Source organism: Streptomyces sp. NPDC006872, from assembly GCF_040635845.1.
Classification (GTDB): domain Bacteria; phylum Actinomycetota; class Actinomycetes; order Streptomycetales; family Streptomycetaceae; genus Streptomyces.
Genome location: NZ_JBEYIL010000012.1, coordinates 327789 through 342776 on the forward strand (window position 1 = coordinate 327789; position 14988 = coordinate 342776).

The 14988-nt window shown below is 71.5% G+C and carries 12 protein-coding genes; 3 read left to right on the forward strand and 9 right to left on the reverse strand.

What is annotated here, in order from left to right; translation table 11 throughout:
* Window positions 1–158: 158 nt before the first annotated feature.
* Entirely contained in the window at window positions 159–404 is a 246-nt protein-coding gene (locus ABZ725_RS33290) for a hypothetical protein (protein WP_358806197.1), read from the reverse strand.
* 199 nt (window positions 405–603) lie between these two features.
* Between ABZ725_RS33290 and ABZ725_RS33295 the strand changes: the two genes are divergently transcribed.
* Together ABZ725_RS33295 and ABZ725_RS33300 are read left to right on the forward strand one after the other, a co-directional pair.
* On the forward strand, window positions 604–1449 hold the full coding sequence (locus tag ABZ725_RS33295) for a SigB/SigF/SigG family RNA polymerase sigma factor (protein WP_358806198.1): 846 nt from the start codon (window positions 604–606) through the stop codon (window positions 1447–1449).
* A gap of 43 nt (window positions 1450–1492) precedes the next feature.
* Window positions 1493–1924, forward strand: a complete 432-nt coding sequence (locus ABZ725_RS33300) for a hypothetical protein (protein WP_358806199.1) — start codon at window positions 1493–1495, stop codon at window positions 1922–1924.
* A gap of 52 nt (window positions 1925–1976) precedes the next feature.
* Here the strand turns inward: ABZ725_RS33300 and ABZ725_RS33305 are convergent, their stop codons facing one another.
* Together ABZ725_RS33305 and ABZ725_RS33310 are read right to left on the reverse strand one after the other, a co-directional pair.
* Window positions 1977–4235 (reverse strand): FUSC family protein, encoded by a 2259-nt coding sequence (locus ABZ725_RS33305; protein WP_358806200.1) that lies wholly within the window; start codon window positions 4233–4235, stop codon window positions 1977–1979.
* A 70-nt stretch (window positions 4236–4305) separates the two neighbouring features.
* Complete coding sequence (locus ABZ725_RS33310; RefSeq protein WP_358806201.1) at window positions 4306–5682, reverse strand: NAD(P)/FAD-dependent oxidoreductase; 1377 nt, start codon at window positions 5680–5682, stop codon at window positions 4306–4308.
* A 283-nt stretch (window positions 5683–5965) separates the two neighbouring features.
* On the opposite strand from ABZ725_RS33310, the gene ABZ725_RS33315 reads away from it, so the two are divergent.
* Window positions 5966–6337 carry a PRC-barrel domain containing protein gene (locus ABZ725_RS33315; protein ID WP_358806202.1) on the forward strand — a complete coding sequence of 124 codons (372 nt, stop codon included), beginning with the start codon at window positions 5966–5968 and terminating at the stop codon, window positions 6335–6337.
* A 21-nt stretch (window positions 6338–6358) separates the two neighbouring features.
* Here the strand turns inward: ABZ725_RS33315 and ABZ725_RS33320 are convergent, their stop codons facing one another.
* The 6 genes from ABZ725_RS33320 to treS form a co-directional block, all read right to left on the reverse strand.
* Window positions 6359–6805, reverse strand: coding sequence for an ATP-binding protein (locus tag ABZ725_RS33320; protein ID WP_358806203.1), 447 nt, complete (start codon window positions 6803–6805; stop codon window positions 6359–6361).
* Between the two features lie 111 nt (window positions 6806–6916).
* A complete protein-coding gene (locus ABZ725_RS33325; RefSeq protein ID WP_358806204.1) occupies window positions 6917–8818 on the reverse strand; it encodes an AMP-dependent synthetase/ligase in 1902 nt (633 codons plus the stop codon).
* A gap of 190 nt (window positions 8819–9008) precedes the next feature.
* The gene (locus ABZ725_RS33330; RefSeq protein ID WP_358806205.1) at window positions 9009–10097 is read right to left on the reverse strand and encodes a glutamate--cysteine ligase; all 1089 of its coding nucleotides are present in this window, start codon (window positions 10095–10097) and stop codon (window positions 9009–9011) included.
* A 58-nt stretch (window positions 10098–10155) separates the two neighbouring features.
* Window positions 10156–12360 carry a 1,4-alpha-glucan branching enzyme gene (gene glgB / locus ABZ725_RS33335; RefSeq protein ID WP_358806206.1) on the reverse strand — a complete coding sequence of 735 codons (2205 nt, stop codon included), beginning with the start codon at window positions 12358–12360 and terminating at the stop codon, window positions 10156–10158.
* A 5-nt stretch (window positions 12361–12365) separates the two neighbouring features.
* On the reverse strand, window positions 12366–13727 hold the full coding sequence (locus ABZ725_RS33340) for a maltokinase (RefSeq protein ID WP_351909674.1): 1362 nt from the start codon (window positions 13725–13727) through the stop codon (window positions 12366–12368).
* A 28-nt stretch (window positions 13728–13755) separates the two neighbouring features.
* A partial coding sequence (treS, locus tag ABZ725_RS33345) for a maltose alpha-D-glucosyltransferase (RefSeq protein WP_358806207.1) occupies window positions 13756–14988 on the reverse strand: 1233 nt, incomplete at its 5' end.

A 14988-nucleotide genomic window follows, 5' to 3' on the forward strand; every position in this document is an offset into this window, starting at 1 on the left:
ACGGACCGTACTTTCCGTACGGGCGCATGGAAAAGCCCTGGCTGGACGGGGGATTCCAGCCAGGGCAGTAAAGGGTGGCGAACGGAGGAGGAGTAGCGTCGACCCCGCTCACCACGTCTGAGTGAACCGTAAACCATTCACGGAGATTTCGTGCATACCTAACCCGGTCGCGTGACCGGTTTCACTTCCGTCCTGCGGTTTCGGCCGGGCGCCACGATCTCGTCCAGCACCCTCAGCACGGCCTCGTAGGCGAGAGTCCGCATCTGTGCGTCGCGCGCACCGTCGGCGTCGGTCTGCCCGAGGTCGGCGCCACGGCCCCGCCAGACCTGCAGTTCCTCCCGGGCGAAGGCCCTGGCCCGCTGGATGCGCCGCAGCAGTTCGTCCGAGTCCACGACATCGGTCATGTACTTCGCGTACCCACACCGGCGACTTTCGCGCACCCGGAGTTTGCTCCTTCGGGGGCCGGGCAGACGGAGGTTCGTGCTTCGGACCGGAGGCGCGCCGAGGGGAGCAGCAGGTCCGCCCCGGGGGCCGCGCGAGCCCCGGACGGCAGGAGCCCTTCCGTCGGCAGTCCCTGAAACCACCCTTCAGGAGCGATTCCGCATGCCCATCGACATGTCGACAAGCCGTCCCACCGCAAACAACGCACATACGGCACGCACCGCACGCGCCGCACGCACCGCACCGTCACGACGCACCCACGACGACGCGCCCGACACCGTGAGCCGCTTCGTCCGGCTGGTCGCCCTGGAGGCGGGGCCGGAGCGGGACGCCGTGCGCGAGGAGATCGTCACCGCATGGTTACCCATGGCGCACCGGATCGCCGGCCGGTTCCGCGACCGCGGCGAGGCGGTCGAGGACCTGCGGCAGGTGGCGGCCCTCGGACTCGTCAAGGCCGTCGACCGCTTCGACCCCGACCGCGGCGCCTTCGAGAGCTATGCCGTGCCCACCATCACCGGGGAGGTCAAACGGCACTTCCGCGACCGCATGTGGGCGCTGCGCGTGCCTCGACGCGTGCAGGAACTGCGCAACAAGGTGCGCGTCGCCCGCCGGGAACTCATCCAGCGGCCGGGCGCCCTCGAGCCCTCGCCCGCCGAACTCGCCGCCCACACCGGCCTCACTCAGGACGAGGTGACGGCCGGTCTGGAGGCCCTGGAGAGTTTCAGCACCCTCTCGCTGGACGCCGAGGTCCCGACCGGCGACGACGGCTACAGCCTCGCCGACACCCTCGGCGCCGCCGACTCCTCCTACGACATCGTGGTCGACCGCGAGTCCGCCAGGGAGAGCCTGCGCCGCCTGCCGGAACGCGAGCGCGCCATCCTCTACATGCGCTTCTTCGAGGACATGACACAGAGCAGGATCGCCGACCGGCTGGGCATCTCCCAGATGCACGTCTCCCGGCTCATCAGCCGCAGCTGTGCCCGCGTACGCCAGGAAGCTCTGCGATGACGGCGCGAGGTCTGACGTCCCGCTCCCTGGGAACACGGTCCAGATGGACGAATCAGAGTTCCCGAGCGACGAGCGGGCCGTGGACATGTACCTCGACCTGCTGCGCGTCCGCATGGACAGCGAGGACTACCAGCTTCTGCTGAGGGTCGTCGCCCCCGCCCTGCGCGCTCTCGACGAACAGCCACCCGAGAGTCTGGACTTCGCCCTCGACCCGGAGGACGCCGAACACCTGCCCCAGGAGATACGCGACGAGGCCGCCCTGGTCATCGCCACCGCGGTCACCGGCCGGCTGGACAACCGGCTGGTGGAGATCGACGTCGACGGCACCGGCCCGGTCCGGGTGGTCACCGACGCGGTCACCGCGTCCGACCCCGGCCGTCTCGCCGAGATCGCCGGCATCATCATGCAGCGCCACCGGGACACCGAGGAACTGCGGGGCATCGCGGAGGCGAGCGGTATGTCCACGGACTTCTGAGGCCGACCGGGACCGCAGGGACGCAGGGACACAGGTACCGCAGGGGCCGTTCTCACTTCGGCGGCGGCGGTGCCGGAGCGATCCGCACCCCGAGCGGGCGGGCGAGGCCGACCACCGCCTCGTCCAGGCGCTGCAGGTGCCGCAGCACCCGGTCGGTCACCCGGCCGTAGCGCGGGGTCCCCGCCCCGCCCGGCTGCAGCAGGGCGGCGACGCTCGGCCCGGTCAGCACGCCGACGGTGCTCCGCTCGTCCGCGACGCGCGCGGCGATGGCCCCGATGTTGTGCAGGATGCGCTGCCCGGCCCGGCGCAGCCGCGGGTCCGCCGCGATCGAGGGATGCGTCGGCAGCAGCTCCGCCGTGGCCGCCAGGGAGCGGGCGTGATAGGCACAGGTCTCCAGCAGCGCGACGACGTACCGGGCCGTGTCCCGCCGCGTCCGCAGCGGGGTGACCGGATGCGTCAGGGGCTGCGTGGCGGCCCGCAGATCGGCCAGCGCCTGGTCCAGATCGCGGGCCCGGTCCAGCAGCTCGGCCGGGGGACCGCCGCTCAGCTGCTCGACGGCCTGCTCCGTCACCTCGGTCAGCCGGTCCAGCACGGTCTCCAGCAGTTCGTTGGTCCGCCGGTCCGTGTGCACCGGCAGCACCAGCGCCGCCGCGACGATCCCGCAGGCCGCCCCCAGCGCCGTCTCCTCGATCCGCAGGACCAGCACCGACAGGCTGTAGGTGTGCAGCAGCGTGTACAGCACGCCCAGCGCGGCCGTCACGAAGAACGACATCAGCGTGTACGACAGCGGGGCCGTGTAGAACATCGCGAACACACACAGCAGCACCACCGCGAACGCCGTCCAGGTGTGGTGTCCGACCAGCCCCGCCAGCACGATGCCCGCGACCACGCCGAGCACGGTGCCCAGCAGCCGGCGGTAGCCCTTGACCAGGATCTCCCCGGTGGAGGCGGTGTTCAGGAAGACGATCCAGCAGGTCAGCACCGCCCAGTACCAGCGGTGCGAGGAGAGCAGCTCGCCGCCGACGATGGCCAGCGACGACCCGACGGCGACCTGCACCGCGGCCCGGGTCGTCGGCCGCCGCAGCCCCGTGGCGTCCGCCGCCGTGGCATCGTCCTCCTCGGCCCCGCCGATCGCGGCGTCCTCCGCGTCCAGTTCCTCGCGGGAGCGGGACGTCTCGGGGCTGTCGTCGGACTCGTCCTGCGGCCCGTCGAGCGCGATCCGCAGCCCCAGCACCGCACGCGCCGTCTCGCCGACGCCCCGGAAGACGTCCTGCACGGACGGCGAGGCCCGCGGCAGGTTCTCCTCGTCCCGGTAGCCGAGCAGCCGGTTGCGCACCTGCGCCAACGCCGTGCCCGACGTTTCCTCGACGGGATGCCGTACGAGCAGCCCCAGGGCCCCCAGATCGCGGCGCAGGGCGTCGAGGGACTGGTCCCGGACGGGGAGATGACCGCCCTCCGGCAGGGGCGCGCCCGGCAGGTGCAGGGTCAGGGTGTCGGCCTGCTCGGCGCTGCGGGCCGTCAGCAGGAGCAGACCCAGCCGCTCGGCGGCGATCTCGGCGTCGGCGATCCGGCGCTGCACCAACCGGGCCGTCGCCTCGTCCGGGGTGCCCTCCTCCAGCCGGCCGTGGATCATCATGGCCGTCTCGTGCAGCCGGGCGGTGCCCTCGCGGACCTGGGCGAGGGCCTTGTCCACGTCGTCCGGGCCGGCGTCGAGCAGGTCGAGCTGGGCGTCGAGCAACTGCGCCAGCCGCGCCCGGAACGCCAGCCGCAGCCGCTGGAGAATCCCCGCCGGGGTCTGCGGCACCAGCACGAACCGGGCCAGCGCGCTGCACGCGAAGGCGACGGCGAGCACCCCGTGGTATCCCGCCAGGTCGGACGTCCCGACGCCGACGAACAACGCCATGAAGTAGACCTGGAAGGCGATCAGCCCGAGCGCCGTGCCCCGGTCGCCGAACCGGCGGCCGTACACCGCGCAGAAGATCAGGACGACGAAGAAGACGTCACCGGCCACCACCCGGGAGCTGAGCAGCGCCGCCAGCGACACCGAGACCAGCGCCACCGGCAGGCCCAGCGCCAGTGTGACGGCCTGCCGGTCGCGCTGCTTCTCGCGGATGGCGAACGTGGCGACCATCGCTGCGATCGCCCCCGCCACCAGATGCGAGACGTCCGCGCCGAGCAGGGAGAGCACGGCCAGCGTGCAGGTGATCGCGCCGACCGTCCGCAGCCCGGCCGCCAGCCGCAGCAGCCCGGGATCGGACGCCGCGACCCGATCCCGCCACCGTGCACCGAACGACCGTGCCGCCGCCCTCACGCCGCCGCCTTCACGCCGTCGTACTCTCGCCCACCGTCTCTCCCGCCGTCCGTCTCCCGCCGCCCGGCCCTCAGGCGGTCTCCGGGCCGTTCCCCTCGACCTGCGCCCGCACCTGCTCGGGCGTCAGATACCGGTCCGTGTGATCGAAGTCCTTCAGGTTCGCCGCCCGGCGCGCCTGGAGGCCGGTGCGGACGAAATCGTCGCCCGCGACCGCGTTCAGCGTCCAGTTCGTCAGCACCCGCGCCTTGGCCACGCCCGTGCGCAGCGCCCCCCAGTGGTAGCCGCGGGCCACGGCCTGCGCGGGCACTCCCCGCAGCGGGATGCCGAGCGGCTTGGAGACGGCGTCGGTGCCGCCGAGGTCGACGACCAGACCGAGGTCCTTGTGCACGTACGGCCGCATCGACTGCCCCCGCAGCGTCGCGATGACGTTGTCGGCGACGACCTTGCCCTGCCGCATCGCGTGCTGCGCGGTCGGCGGGCAGACCGCGCCCTCCTCGCCCTTGGCGACATCGGGTACGGCGGCGGCGTCGCCGAGCGCGAACACCCCGTCGCTGCCGGGCAGGTTCAGCTCGGCAGCGACGGCGAGCCGCCCGCGGACCGTCTCCGCGCCCAGCGTCGCGATGAGCGGGCTCGCCACGACCCCCGCCGTCCAGATGAGGGTCCGGGTCGGGATCACCCGCCCGTCGGTGAAGGTGACCTCCTCCGGGCCCGCCTTGGCGATGGACACGCCCAGTGAGATCTCGATGCCTCGCTTGCGCAGCACCTCCTGGGCGCTGAGACCGAGCTTGTCGCCGAGTTCCGGCATCAGCTTCGGGGCGATGTCGATCAGATGCCACTTGATCAGGTTCTGGTCCAGGCGCGGATAGCGCTTGACCGCGTTGTGGGTGAGCAGCTGCAGACAGGCGGCGGTCTCGGTGCCGGCGTAGCCGCCGCCCACCACCACGAACTGCAGCCGCGAGGCCCGCTCGGCGGGATCGTGGCTGGCGTCGGCGAGGTCCAGCTGGCTGATGACGTGGTCGCGGATGTACGCGGCCTCCGCGAGGGTCTTCATCCCGAAGGCGTGGTCGGTCAGCCCCGGGATGTCGAAGGTGCGGGTGACGCTGCCGGGAGCCAGCACGATGTAGTCGTACGGCTCGTTGACGATCTCGTCGGTGATGGTCCGGATGACGCAGACCTTCGACTCGAGGTCCACGCCGACGGCGTCGCCCGGAATGATCCGGGTGCGGTACTTCTTGCTGCGACGCAGTGACAGAGCGATCGACTGGGGCGTCAGCACCCCTGAGGCGACCTGTGGCAGCAGCGGCAGATAGAGCTGGTAGGAGTACGGCGTCACCAGAGTGACGTCGGCCTCCGCGGCGGCGAGCCTGCGTTCCAGACGCCGAACGCACCCCACTCCCGCGAAGCCCGCACCCACCACCAGGATCCTGGGTCGTGTCACGATGTCCATCCCTTTCTGCGGCTCCAGGCGGTCTGCCCCGACGTCTGCGCGAGCCCCGCCCCCGGGCGCTTCGCCACTCGTCGATCCCACCGCGCCCGGGCCGGTTCCGCCAGCCGGGCGAGGCATGCAGACGAACGTTTCTCCTGAGGCCACCGTCGTACCCGCCGAAAGGCCTGTATACGCCCCCGGCCGATGGCCTTGAACAGCCCATGGTGTCCGCAACGGGTGGCACGGGCCCGAATGCGGCCGCCGCGGAAGGGTATTTGAGCTGTGAGCGGGAGAAGGGGGCAGCGTGACCATCGACGGAATCTGGTCGTACGCACCGGGCAGCGGCTGTGCCGAAGGGCAGGACCTGACCGGCTACGCCGTCGTGACGGCCGACGGCACCCTCGGACATGTGGAACGCGAGGCCGGTCCGCACGGCATGCGGCACCTGGTCGTCGACACGGGCGTCTGGCTCTTCGGCAGGAGCGCCGTCGTCCCGGTCGGCGTCGTGACGGGCATCGACCACGCGGGCCGCAAGGTCTCCCTGGCCTGCACGGGGGACGAGGTCAAGGAGGCACCGCGGTTCCGCACCGACAGCGAGACGAGAGACCCGGCGTACCTCACCACCGTCGGCGACCACTACCGTCGGCTGACCCCGCGCGGCACGACCTCGGCGTGAGCGGGCAGCCCGCCCGCGCCCTCACCACGGCAGGAAGACGTGGACGTCCTTCCCCTGCCCCCGACCCGCCTCGTTCGGCACCACGCTGACCTGACTGCACAGCGTGTGCACGAGGTACCAGCCGATGCCCCCGCCCCCGCTGTCGGGACGGAACGGCCGCGGGGTCGGCGGGGTGCTGCTGGTGTCGTGGAGCGTGATGTGCACCCCGTCGAAGGTGGGGCGCAGCCGCAGGTCGAAGGGGCCCGGCGCGTACTGGACCGCGTTGGCGGCCAGCTCGGTGACGATCAGCACGATGTCGTGCCAGGACTCCGGCGTGGTGGGCGGCGAGGTCCGCGCCAGTTCGCGCAGGAACTCCTCGGTGGCCAGCCGCGCACCCGTGACGTCCCGGGGATCGCCCGCGAAACGGGCCGTACTGTCCGGGATCGCCCAGGAGGACAGTGCGTCGTCACCACGCGGCTCGGTTGCCATGTCGTCTGTGCGGCCCCGTCGCTGCCGGGACCGTCGTCCTTTCTCGTACGGCTCTTCGGTGTCGCCCCTTTCAGGGTTCCCGAGGCCTCGCAGGCTAAGCGCGGGGCCGACTCAGCGGAACACGTCGTCCGCGTCGTCCCAGCTCAGCACCTCCTCCGGAGCGCTCTGCCGGGGCAGCCGGGCCCGCGCCTGGTACATCGCCTCGATCTCCGTCGCGTAGTGCGCCACGATCGAGTCGCGCCGCAGCTTCATCGAGGGCGTCAGCAGCCCGTTGGCCTGGTCGAAGGGCTGCGGCAGGATCCGGAAGGCGCGGATCGACTCCGAGCGGGACACCGCGCTGTTGGCGGCGGCCACCGCCCGTCCGATCTCCTCCCGCAGCGCGTTCTCCTCGCGCGCCTCTCGGCTCTGGGGGTCGCCGTGCAGGGTCAGGTTGCCGCGCCAGTGCGTGAGGAAGTCGGGGTCGAGCGTGATCAGCGCGCCCACACAGGGCCGGTTGTCGCCCACGACCACGGCCTGGTGGACGAGCGGATGCATCCGCAGCCGCTGCTCCAGCGCGGCCGGCGCCACACTCTTGCCGCTGCTGGTGATGATGACGTCCTTCTTGCGGCCGGTGATCGTGAGATAGCCGTCGGAGTCCAGGAAGCCGAGGTCGCCGGTGGCCAGCCAGCCGCCCCACATCGCGGCCCGGGTCGCGGTCTCGTCGTGGACGTAGCCCTGGAACACCGACGGGCCGCGCACCAGGATCTCCCCGTCGTCCGCCACCCGGATGTCCGTGCCCGGCAGGGCCTGTCCGACGGTGCCGGACTTCTCGCGGCCCAGCGGCTGCATGGTGATCCCGCCGCTGGTCTCGGTCAGACCGTAGCCGTCGTGCACATAGACGCCGATGCCCTCGTAGAACAGGGACAGATCGCGGTGGAGCGGGGAGCCGCCCGAGGTGGCGCGTTGGACACGGCCGCCCAGCGCGGCCCGGAGTCTGCGGTACACCGTCCGCTCGAACAGGGAGTGCTGCAGCCGCAGGTCGAGTCCGGGCCCCGAGCCGCGGCCCAGCCGCTGGCGTTCGACGGCGGCCGCGAAGTCCCGGGCGGTCTCCGCCGCCCGCTCGAACAGCGCGCCGCGGCCCGCCTCCTGGGCGGCCCGCAGAAAGTTCTTGTAGATCTTCTCGAACACCGACGGGACCGCGTACAGATACGTCGGACGGAACGTGCGCAGCGACTGGGAGAGCGCCTCCGCGCCCAGATCGGGCTCATGGCCCATCATGATGCCGCCGCGCAGACACAGGCCCTGGATCATCAGCCCGTAGACGTGGGAGAACGGCAGGAAGGCCAGGACCCGGCCCTGTTCTCCGGAGCGCGCCGCCGTGTGCCCCCAGCCGGCCAGGAGCGTGTCGCACGGGCTGGCCAGGCTGCGGTGGCTCAGCGCACAGCCCAGCGGCCGGCCCGAGGTGCCGGAGGTGTAGGCGATCACCGCGGTGGAGTCGGGCAGCACGATCCGGCGCAGCGAGTGGATCGTGGTGATCGGCACCAACCGGCCGCGGTGCGTGAGCTCGTCGAGCGCCCCCGCGTCCAACTGCCAGACGTGCCGTAGCGCGGGCAGCGCCGCGCACACCGATCCCACGGTCATGACGCTCTGTTCGTCCTCCACGACCACGCCCACACAGCCCGAGTCCCGCAGGATCCACTCGACCTGCTCGCGCGAGGACGTCGGATACACGGGGACGACCTCGGCGCCCACCGCCCACAGCGCGTTGCAGAGCACCGTCCACTCGTACCGGGTGCGCGCCATGATCGCGACCCGGTGGCCGGGTTTGATCCCGCACGCCACGAATCCCTTGGCCAGGTCGATCACTTCGTCCCGCAGCTCGACGGCCGTCACCTCCGCCCAGTCGGCGGAGCCGGCGGGCCGACGGGAGAGCACCGGGAGGTCGGGGGTACGGGCGGCTGTCTCGAAGACGCTGTCGACGAGCCCCGCGGTCAGCGGCGAGGTGGTGGGGGGAGCGAGGGCGAAGTTGCGCATGCGCTGCTCCTGACGTGTACGGGCTGTGACCTCGCCGACGGGAACTGTTATCGACGGTGGTCGAATCTAGCCCAGGTCGGACCGGTTGTGGCCTGGAACGAATAAGTAATCCGCGTTGGTGATCTCGCCGTGACCGGACGGCTCGCGCGAGCCCCGAACCCGGAGGCCGGGCGGGGGATCGGCGGCCTTCTCAGGCCTGTGTGTGGCGCACGCAGGCGGTGACCACCTCGCGCAGATTACCGGTGCGTTCCCACACGTCGCGCTGGATCCGGGAGCCGTTGCCGTGCCGCAACAGCCGGGCGCAGGACGCACGGGCCCGCTCCAGGTCCCCACTGTCCGCCAGCGCGTCCTCGACATGCTCCAGCAGGGCCCGCACGACCGTCTCGGCGCGGGTCCGCCGCATGGTCGCGGGGTGCAGCAGATCTCCGTTCAGCCCCGAGCGGGCGGCGCGCCAGCCGGCCAGCCGCAGCAGGCTCACGCTGTGGTCCAGCGGCGCCCGGCCGGCCTCCCACTCACGGGCGGCGGTCTCGACGAGCCCGCGCACCAGCGTGGCGATCAGCACGGCGGTGTCCGCGTGGAGACAGACGTCCGCCACCCGCACCTCCACCGTCGGATAGCGCGCCGACAGCCGGGCGTCGAAGTAGATCATGCCTTCGTCGAGGATGGTGCCCGTGGCCACCATGTCCGCCACCTGCCGGTGGTAGCGCTCCGCCGAACCGAACAGCTCGGTCGGCCCCGCCGACGGCCAGCGCGCCCACACCCGGCTGCGATAGCTGCTGTAGTCCGTCTCCCGGCCCTGCCAGAACGGTGAGTTGGCACTCAGTGCCGACAGCACCGACAGCCAGGGCCGGATCCGGTCGACGACCGCGACGCCCTCGTCGTCCGAGTCGACGGACACATGGACATGGCAGCCGCACACCATCTGCTCGCGGGTCGCGATGCCGTACTGCTCCGCCATCCACTGGTAGCGCCGGTTCATGCTGACGGACGGGCTCACCGGCAGCGGGGACGAGGCGAGCGCGACGACCGCGCACCCGGCGTCCCGGGCGTGCCGCGCCGCCTCCCGGCGCATGTCCACGATCTCCGCGCCGAGCTCGCCCATGCCCGACTGCGGGTGGGTGGCGAACTCGAGCATCTGTTTGTGCAGTTCCTTCTCGAAGACGTCCTTCTCCGTCTCGCACCGCGAGGCGCGGGCCAGGACGGCGGCGGACAGGGCCTGCGGCTCCCCGGTCTCCGGGTCGACCAGGAGGAGTTCCTCCTCCACTCCGACGGTGCGCACGGGATTCGGCCTCTCTCTGGCGGGTGGTACGCACCCGACTGCCCTGTCCGCTGCCTGTTCACACGGACGCCGGCACCAGCCACACCGTGGCGAGCGGCGGCAGCGTGACCCTGAGCTCCCCGTTCTCCGGCGCGAGGGGCGCCGGGTGGCCGACACCGCCGCCGCCGTACGCTTCCGCGTCGGTGTTGAGCACCTCACGCCAGGCCGCGACCTCGCCGGGGACGGCGAGCCGGTAGTCGTGCCGTACGACGGGGGAGAAGTTGCTGACGGCCAGCAGCGGAGCGCCGTGGGCGTCGTGGCGCAGGAACGCGAAGACGTTGTCGTCCGCGGCGTCGCCGAGCACCCACCGGAAGCCGGCCGGGTCGGTGTCGCGCTCCCAGAGGGCCGGGGTGGCCCGGTAGACGGTGTTGAGATCACGCACCAGGTCCCGCACGCCTCGGTGATCGCCCGCCGACGCGTACCCGGGATCGAGCAGCCACCACTCCGGGCCGTGGCGCTCGGACCACTCCGCGCCCTGGGCGAACTCCTGGCCCATGAAGAGGAGTTGCTTGCCCGGGTGGGCCCACATGAAGCCCAGGTACGCGCGGTGGTTGGCACGCCGCTGCCACCAGTCGCCGGGCATCTTGGAGACCAGCGCCTGCTTGCCGTGCACCACCTCGTCGTGCGAGATGGGCAGGATGTAGTTCTCGCTGTAGGCGTACACCATCGAGAAGGTCATCTCGTTGTGGTGGTACTTGCGGTGCACCGGCTCCTTGCCGATGTACTGCAGCGAGTCGTGCATCCACCCCATGTTCCACTTCAGCCCGAAGCCGAGACCGCCGCTGTCGGTCGGCCGGGTCACCCCGTCCCAGGCGGTGGACTCCTCCGCGATGGTGACGACCCCGGGGCTGCGCCGGTACACCGTCGCGTTCATCTCCTGCAGGAACGCCATCGCGTCCAGGTCCTCCCGGCCGCCGAACACGTTCGGCGTCCACTGCCCGGAGTCCCGCGAATAGTCGAGATAGAGCATGGAGGCGACGGCGTCCACCCGCAGGCCGTCGACGTGGAACTCCTCACACCAGTAAGTGGCGTTCGCCACGAGGAAGTTGCGCACCTCGACCCGCGCGAAGTCGAACTCGTAGGTCCCCCAGTCCGGATGCTCGGCCCGCCGTGAGTCCCCGGGCTCGTACAGCGGGTCCCCGTCGAACCGCGCCAACGCCCAGTCGTCCTTGGGGAAGTGCGCCGGCACCCAGTCCACGATCACGCCGATCCCGGCCCGGTGCAGGGCGTCCACCAGGTACTTGAAGTCGTCCGGCGTGCCGAGCCGGGAGGCCGGCGCGAAGAAGCCGGTGACCTGGTACCCCCAGGAGCCCGAGAACGGATGCTGGGCGACCGGCATGAACTCCACATGGGTGAAACCGAGATCGTCGACATAGGCCGGGAGCTCCTCCGCCAACTGGCGGTACGTCAGTCCAGGTCGCCAGGAGGGCAGATGGACCTCGTAGACGGAGAACGGCGCGACGTGCACGAGAACATCGCCCCGGTGCGCCATCCACTCCTCGTCCGACCACTCGTAGTGCGAGGCGTGCACGATCGACGCGGTGTCCGGCGGCACCTCGGAGCGCCGGGCCATCGGGTCGGCCTTCAGGAAGCGGTGGCCGTAACGGGAGGTGATCTCGAACTTGTAGCGGGCGCCCTCGCCGATCCCGGGCAGGAACAGCTCCCACACCCCGGACGCACCGAGGGAGCGCATCGGGAAGGCCGTCCCGTCCCAGAAACAGAAGTCCCCGGCCACCCGCACCCCCTGGGCGTTCGGCGCCCACACCGTGAACCGGGTGCCGATCACCCCCTGGTGGGCCATCGGCTCGGAGCCCAGCGCCTTCCACAGCTCCTCGTGCCGCCCCTCACGGATGAGATGCAGATCGAGATCGCCCAGGGCCGGCAGAAAGCGGTAGGGGTCGTCCACCTTGTGCTCGGCGCCCTCGTACGACACCAGCAGCCGGTACGCGGGCACCGAGTCGAGCGGCAGCACGACGGCGAAGAGACCGTCGCCCTCCGAGACCAGCGGGGTGGGATCGCCGTGGATCAGGACGCTCACGGCGTCGGCGAAGGGCCGCAGGGTCCGGAAGACGACCCCGCCCTCCACCGGGTGCGCGCCCAGCAGCGCGTGCGGATCGTGGTGGGCGCCCACGAGCAGACGACCGCGGTCGGCCGGATCGAGTGCGGGCGCCGTGCGCGGGCGGGGGCCGGCCGACTCGGGCTCAGAGGTGTCACGCAGGGCCACAGGGGTCAGCCTCCTCGGACGGCGAGTCGTTCGATCGCCGCCATGGGTACGGGGAGCCAGTCGGGACGGTTACGGGCCTCGTACAGCACTTCGTACACGGCTCGGTCCGTCTCGTAGGCACGCAACAGGGCATGTTTCTTGCGGGGGTCCCAGCCCGCGCGGGCCGCGTAGCCCGCGCAGTACGCCTCCCGGCAGCGGCGCGCCCACTCGGGCCGCCACGGCCGGCGCTGGCGGGCCGCGTAGTCGAAGGAGCGCAGCATCCCGGCGATGTCCCGGACCGGGGAGTGGGCGCTGCGCCGCTCGGCCAGCGGACGGGACGGCTCGCCCTCGAAGTCGATGACGAACCAGTCGCGCCCGGCGCGCAGCACCTGCCCGAGGTGCAGATCGCCGTGGATGCGCTGGGCGGGCGGACCGGAATCGCACACGGAGAGCGCGCCGAAGGCGGTGGTCAGGCCCGGGACGAACGGCCGCAGCGCCGGCACATGGTGCGCGGCCGCCTCCAGCCGCTCGGTCATCGCCGCCGCCGTACGGCCGTCCTCCGCGTCCGGGCCGGCCGGCAGGGCCGCGGCCAGCGCCAGATGGACGTCCGCCGTGGCCCGCCCCAGTTCCTCGGCCTCCGCCGCGAAGTCCTCCCCGCGGGCGAGCGCCCGCAGCGCCAGCGTCCAGCCGTCCGAGGCGTCGGGCAGGAACGGCTGGAGCACGCCGAGCGTCGCCTCCTGCGGATGCGTCGTCGAGAACCAGGCCACGGGCGCGGGCACCCGCCCGCACCCCTGTCCGGCCAGCGCGACCGGCACCTCCAGGTCGGGATTCACCCCGGGCTGGATACGCCGGAAGATCTTCAGGATGAACGCGTCCCCGTACACCAGCGAGGTGTTGGACTGCTCGGCCTCCAGCAGCCGCGGCGCGAGCCCCGGGGGCAGCGACACGGACGGGTCCGACTCGAAGCACAGCGGGCCGAGCGGGCCGGGGTGACGCATCCGCTCCAGGAGCAGATGCGTCGACCGGGGGTCCTGCAACGCGTCATGGACCGTCAGACCGGCCAGCGGCCCGTCCTCCACCCTGCCGATCAGCGCCCGCCCCAGCCGCGGCGACAGATGCTCCTGGAGACCGAGGAGCAACTGGTAGCAGTCACCGGCCGGGGGAGTGCCCCCGGGCGTCGGGACGCCCGACTGACCCGCGTGCACGAGCAGATGCAGACAGCCCGGGTACAGCTCGGTCATCGACAGCATGCGCAGATCGGTGAGGGGCCGGTCCTTGCCGGCGAACCAGCGCTGCCGCGGCAGCCACTCCCGCAGCAGCGCGGCGAGCGGCCCGACCGAGCGGACGCCGCTCGCGCCGCTCGGCCGCAGGGGTGCGGTCTTCGTCACGGTGACCCATCCTTTCCGCGGCGCACGCTCACCGGCGGCGACCGATCCGGGACGCGGCTCTGGTGAGCCGGAACCAGTAGAAGCCGTGGCCCGCGAGGGTGAGCAGATAGGGCAGTTCACCGATGGCGGGGAACCGGACACCGCCGAAGAGCTCGACGGGATACCGCCCGTCGAAGCGGCGCAGGTCGAGTTCGGTGGGCTGTGCGAAGCGCGAGAAGTTGTGCACGCACAGCACCAGGTCGTCCTCGTACTCCCGCAGGAACGCGAGGACGGCCTGGTTGGAGGACTGCAGTTCGGTGTAGGTCCCGAGGCCGAAGGCGGGGTTCTGCTTGCGGATCTCGATCATGCGCCGGGTCCAGTGCAGCAGCGACGAGGGCGACGACATCGACGCCTCGACATTGGTGACCTGGTACCCGTAGACGGGATCCATGATCGCGGGGAGGGACAGCCGGCCCGGGTCGCAGGACGAGAAGCCCGCGTTGCGGTCGGGCGTCCACTGCATCGGTGTGCGGACGGCGTCGCGGTCGCCGAGCCAGATGTTGTCGCCCATGCCGATCTCGTCGCCGTAGTAGAGGATCGGCGAGCCGGGCAGGGACAGCAGGAGCGCGGTGAAGAGCTCGATCTGGTTGCGGTCGTTGTCGAGGAGCGGGGCGAGCCTGCGCCGGATGCCGATGTTGGCGCGCATACGCGGGTCTTTCGCGTATTCGGCGTACATGTAGTCGCGTTCCTCGTCGGTGACCATTTCGAGGGTGAGCTCGTCGTGGTTCCGCAGGAAGATTCCCCACTGGCAGTTGGCCGGGATCGCCGGGGTCTTGGCGAGGATTTCCGAGACCGGGTAGCGGGACTCCCGGCGGACCGCCATGAAGATGCGGGGCATGACGGGGAAGTGGAACGCCATATGGCATTCGTCGCCGCCGGCCGCGTAGTCGCCGAAGTAGTCGACGACGTCCTCCGGCCACTGGTTGGCCTCCGCCAGCAGCACCGTGTCGGGATACATGGCGTCGATCTCGCGCCGCACCCGCTTCAGGAACCGGTGGCTGGGCGGCAGGTTCTCGCAGTTCGTGCCCTCGGCCGCGAAGAGATAGGGCACCGCGTCGAGACGGAACCCGTCGATGCCGAGGTCCAGCCAGAACCGCAGAGCGGCCAGGATCTCCTCCTGCACGGCCGGGTTCTCGTAGTTGAGGTCCGGCTGGTGGGAGAAGAAGCGGTGGAAGAAGTACTGCTTGCGGACGGGGTCGAAGGTCCAGTTGGAGACCTCGGT

Coding starts and splice junctions, on each gene's coding strand:
- ABZ725_RS33295 (WP_358806198.1), top strand. CDS start 604: ATGCCCATCGACATGTCGACAAGCCGTCCCACCGCAAACAACGCACAT.
- ABZ725_RS33290 (WP_358806197.1), bottom strand. CDS start 404: ATGACCGATGTCGTGGACTCGGACGAACTGCTGCGGCGCATCCAGCGG.
- ABZ725_RS33310 (WP_358806201.1), bottom strand. CDS start 5,682: ATGGACATCGTGACACGACCCAGGATCCTGGTGGTGGGTGCGGGCTTC.
- ABZ725_RS33300 (WP_358806199.1), top strand. CDS start 1,493: ATGGACGAATCAGAGTTCCCGAGCGACGAGCGGGCCGTGGACATGTAC.
- ABZ725_RS33325 (WP_358806204.1), bottom strand. CDS start 8,818: ATGCGCAACTTCGCCCTCGCTCCCCCCACCACCTCGCCGCTGACCGCG.
- ABZ725_RS33320 (WP_358806203.1), bottom strand. CDS start 6,805: ATGGCAACCGAGCCGCGTGGTGACGACGCACTGTCCTCCTGGGCGATC.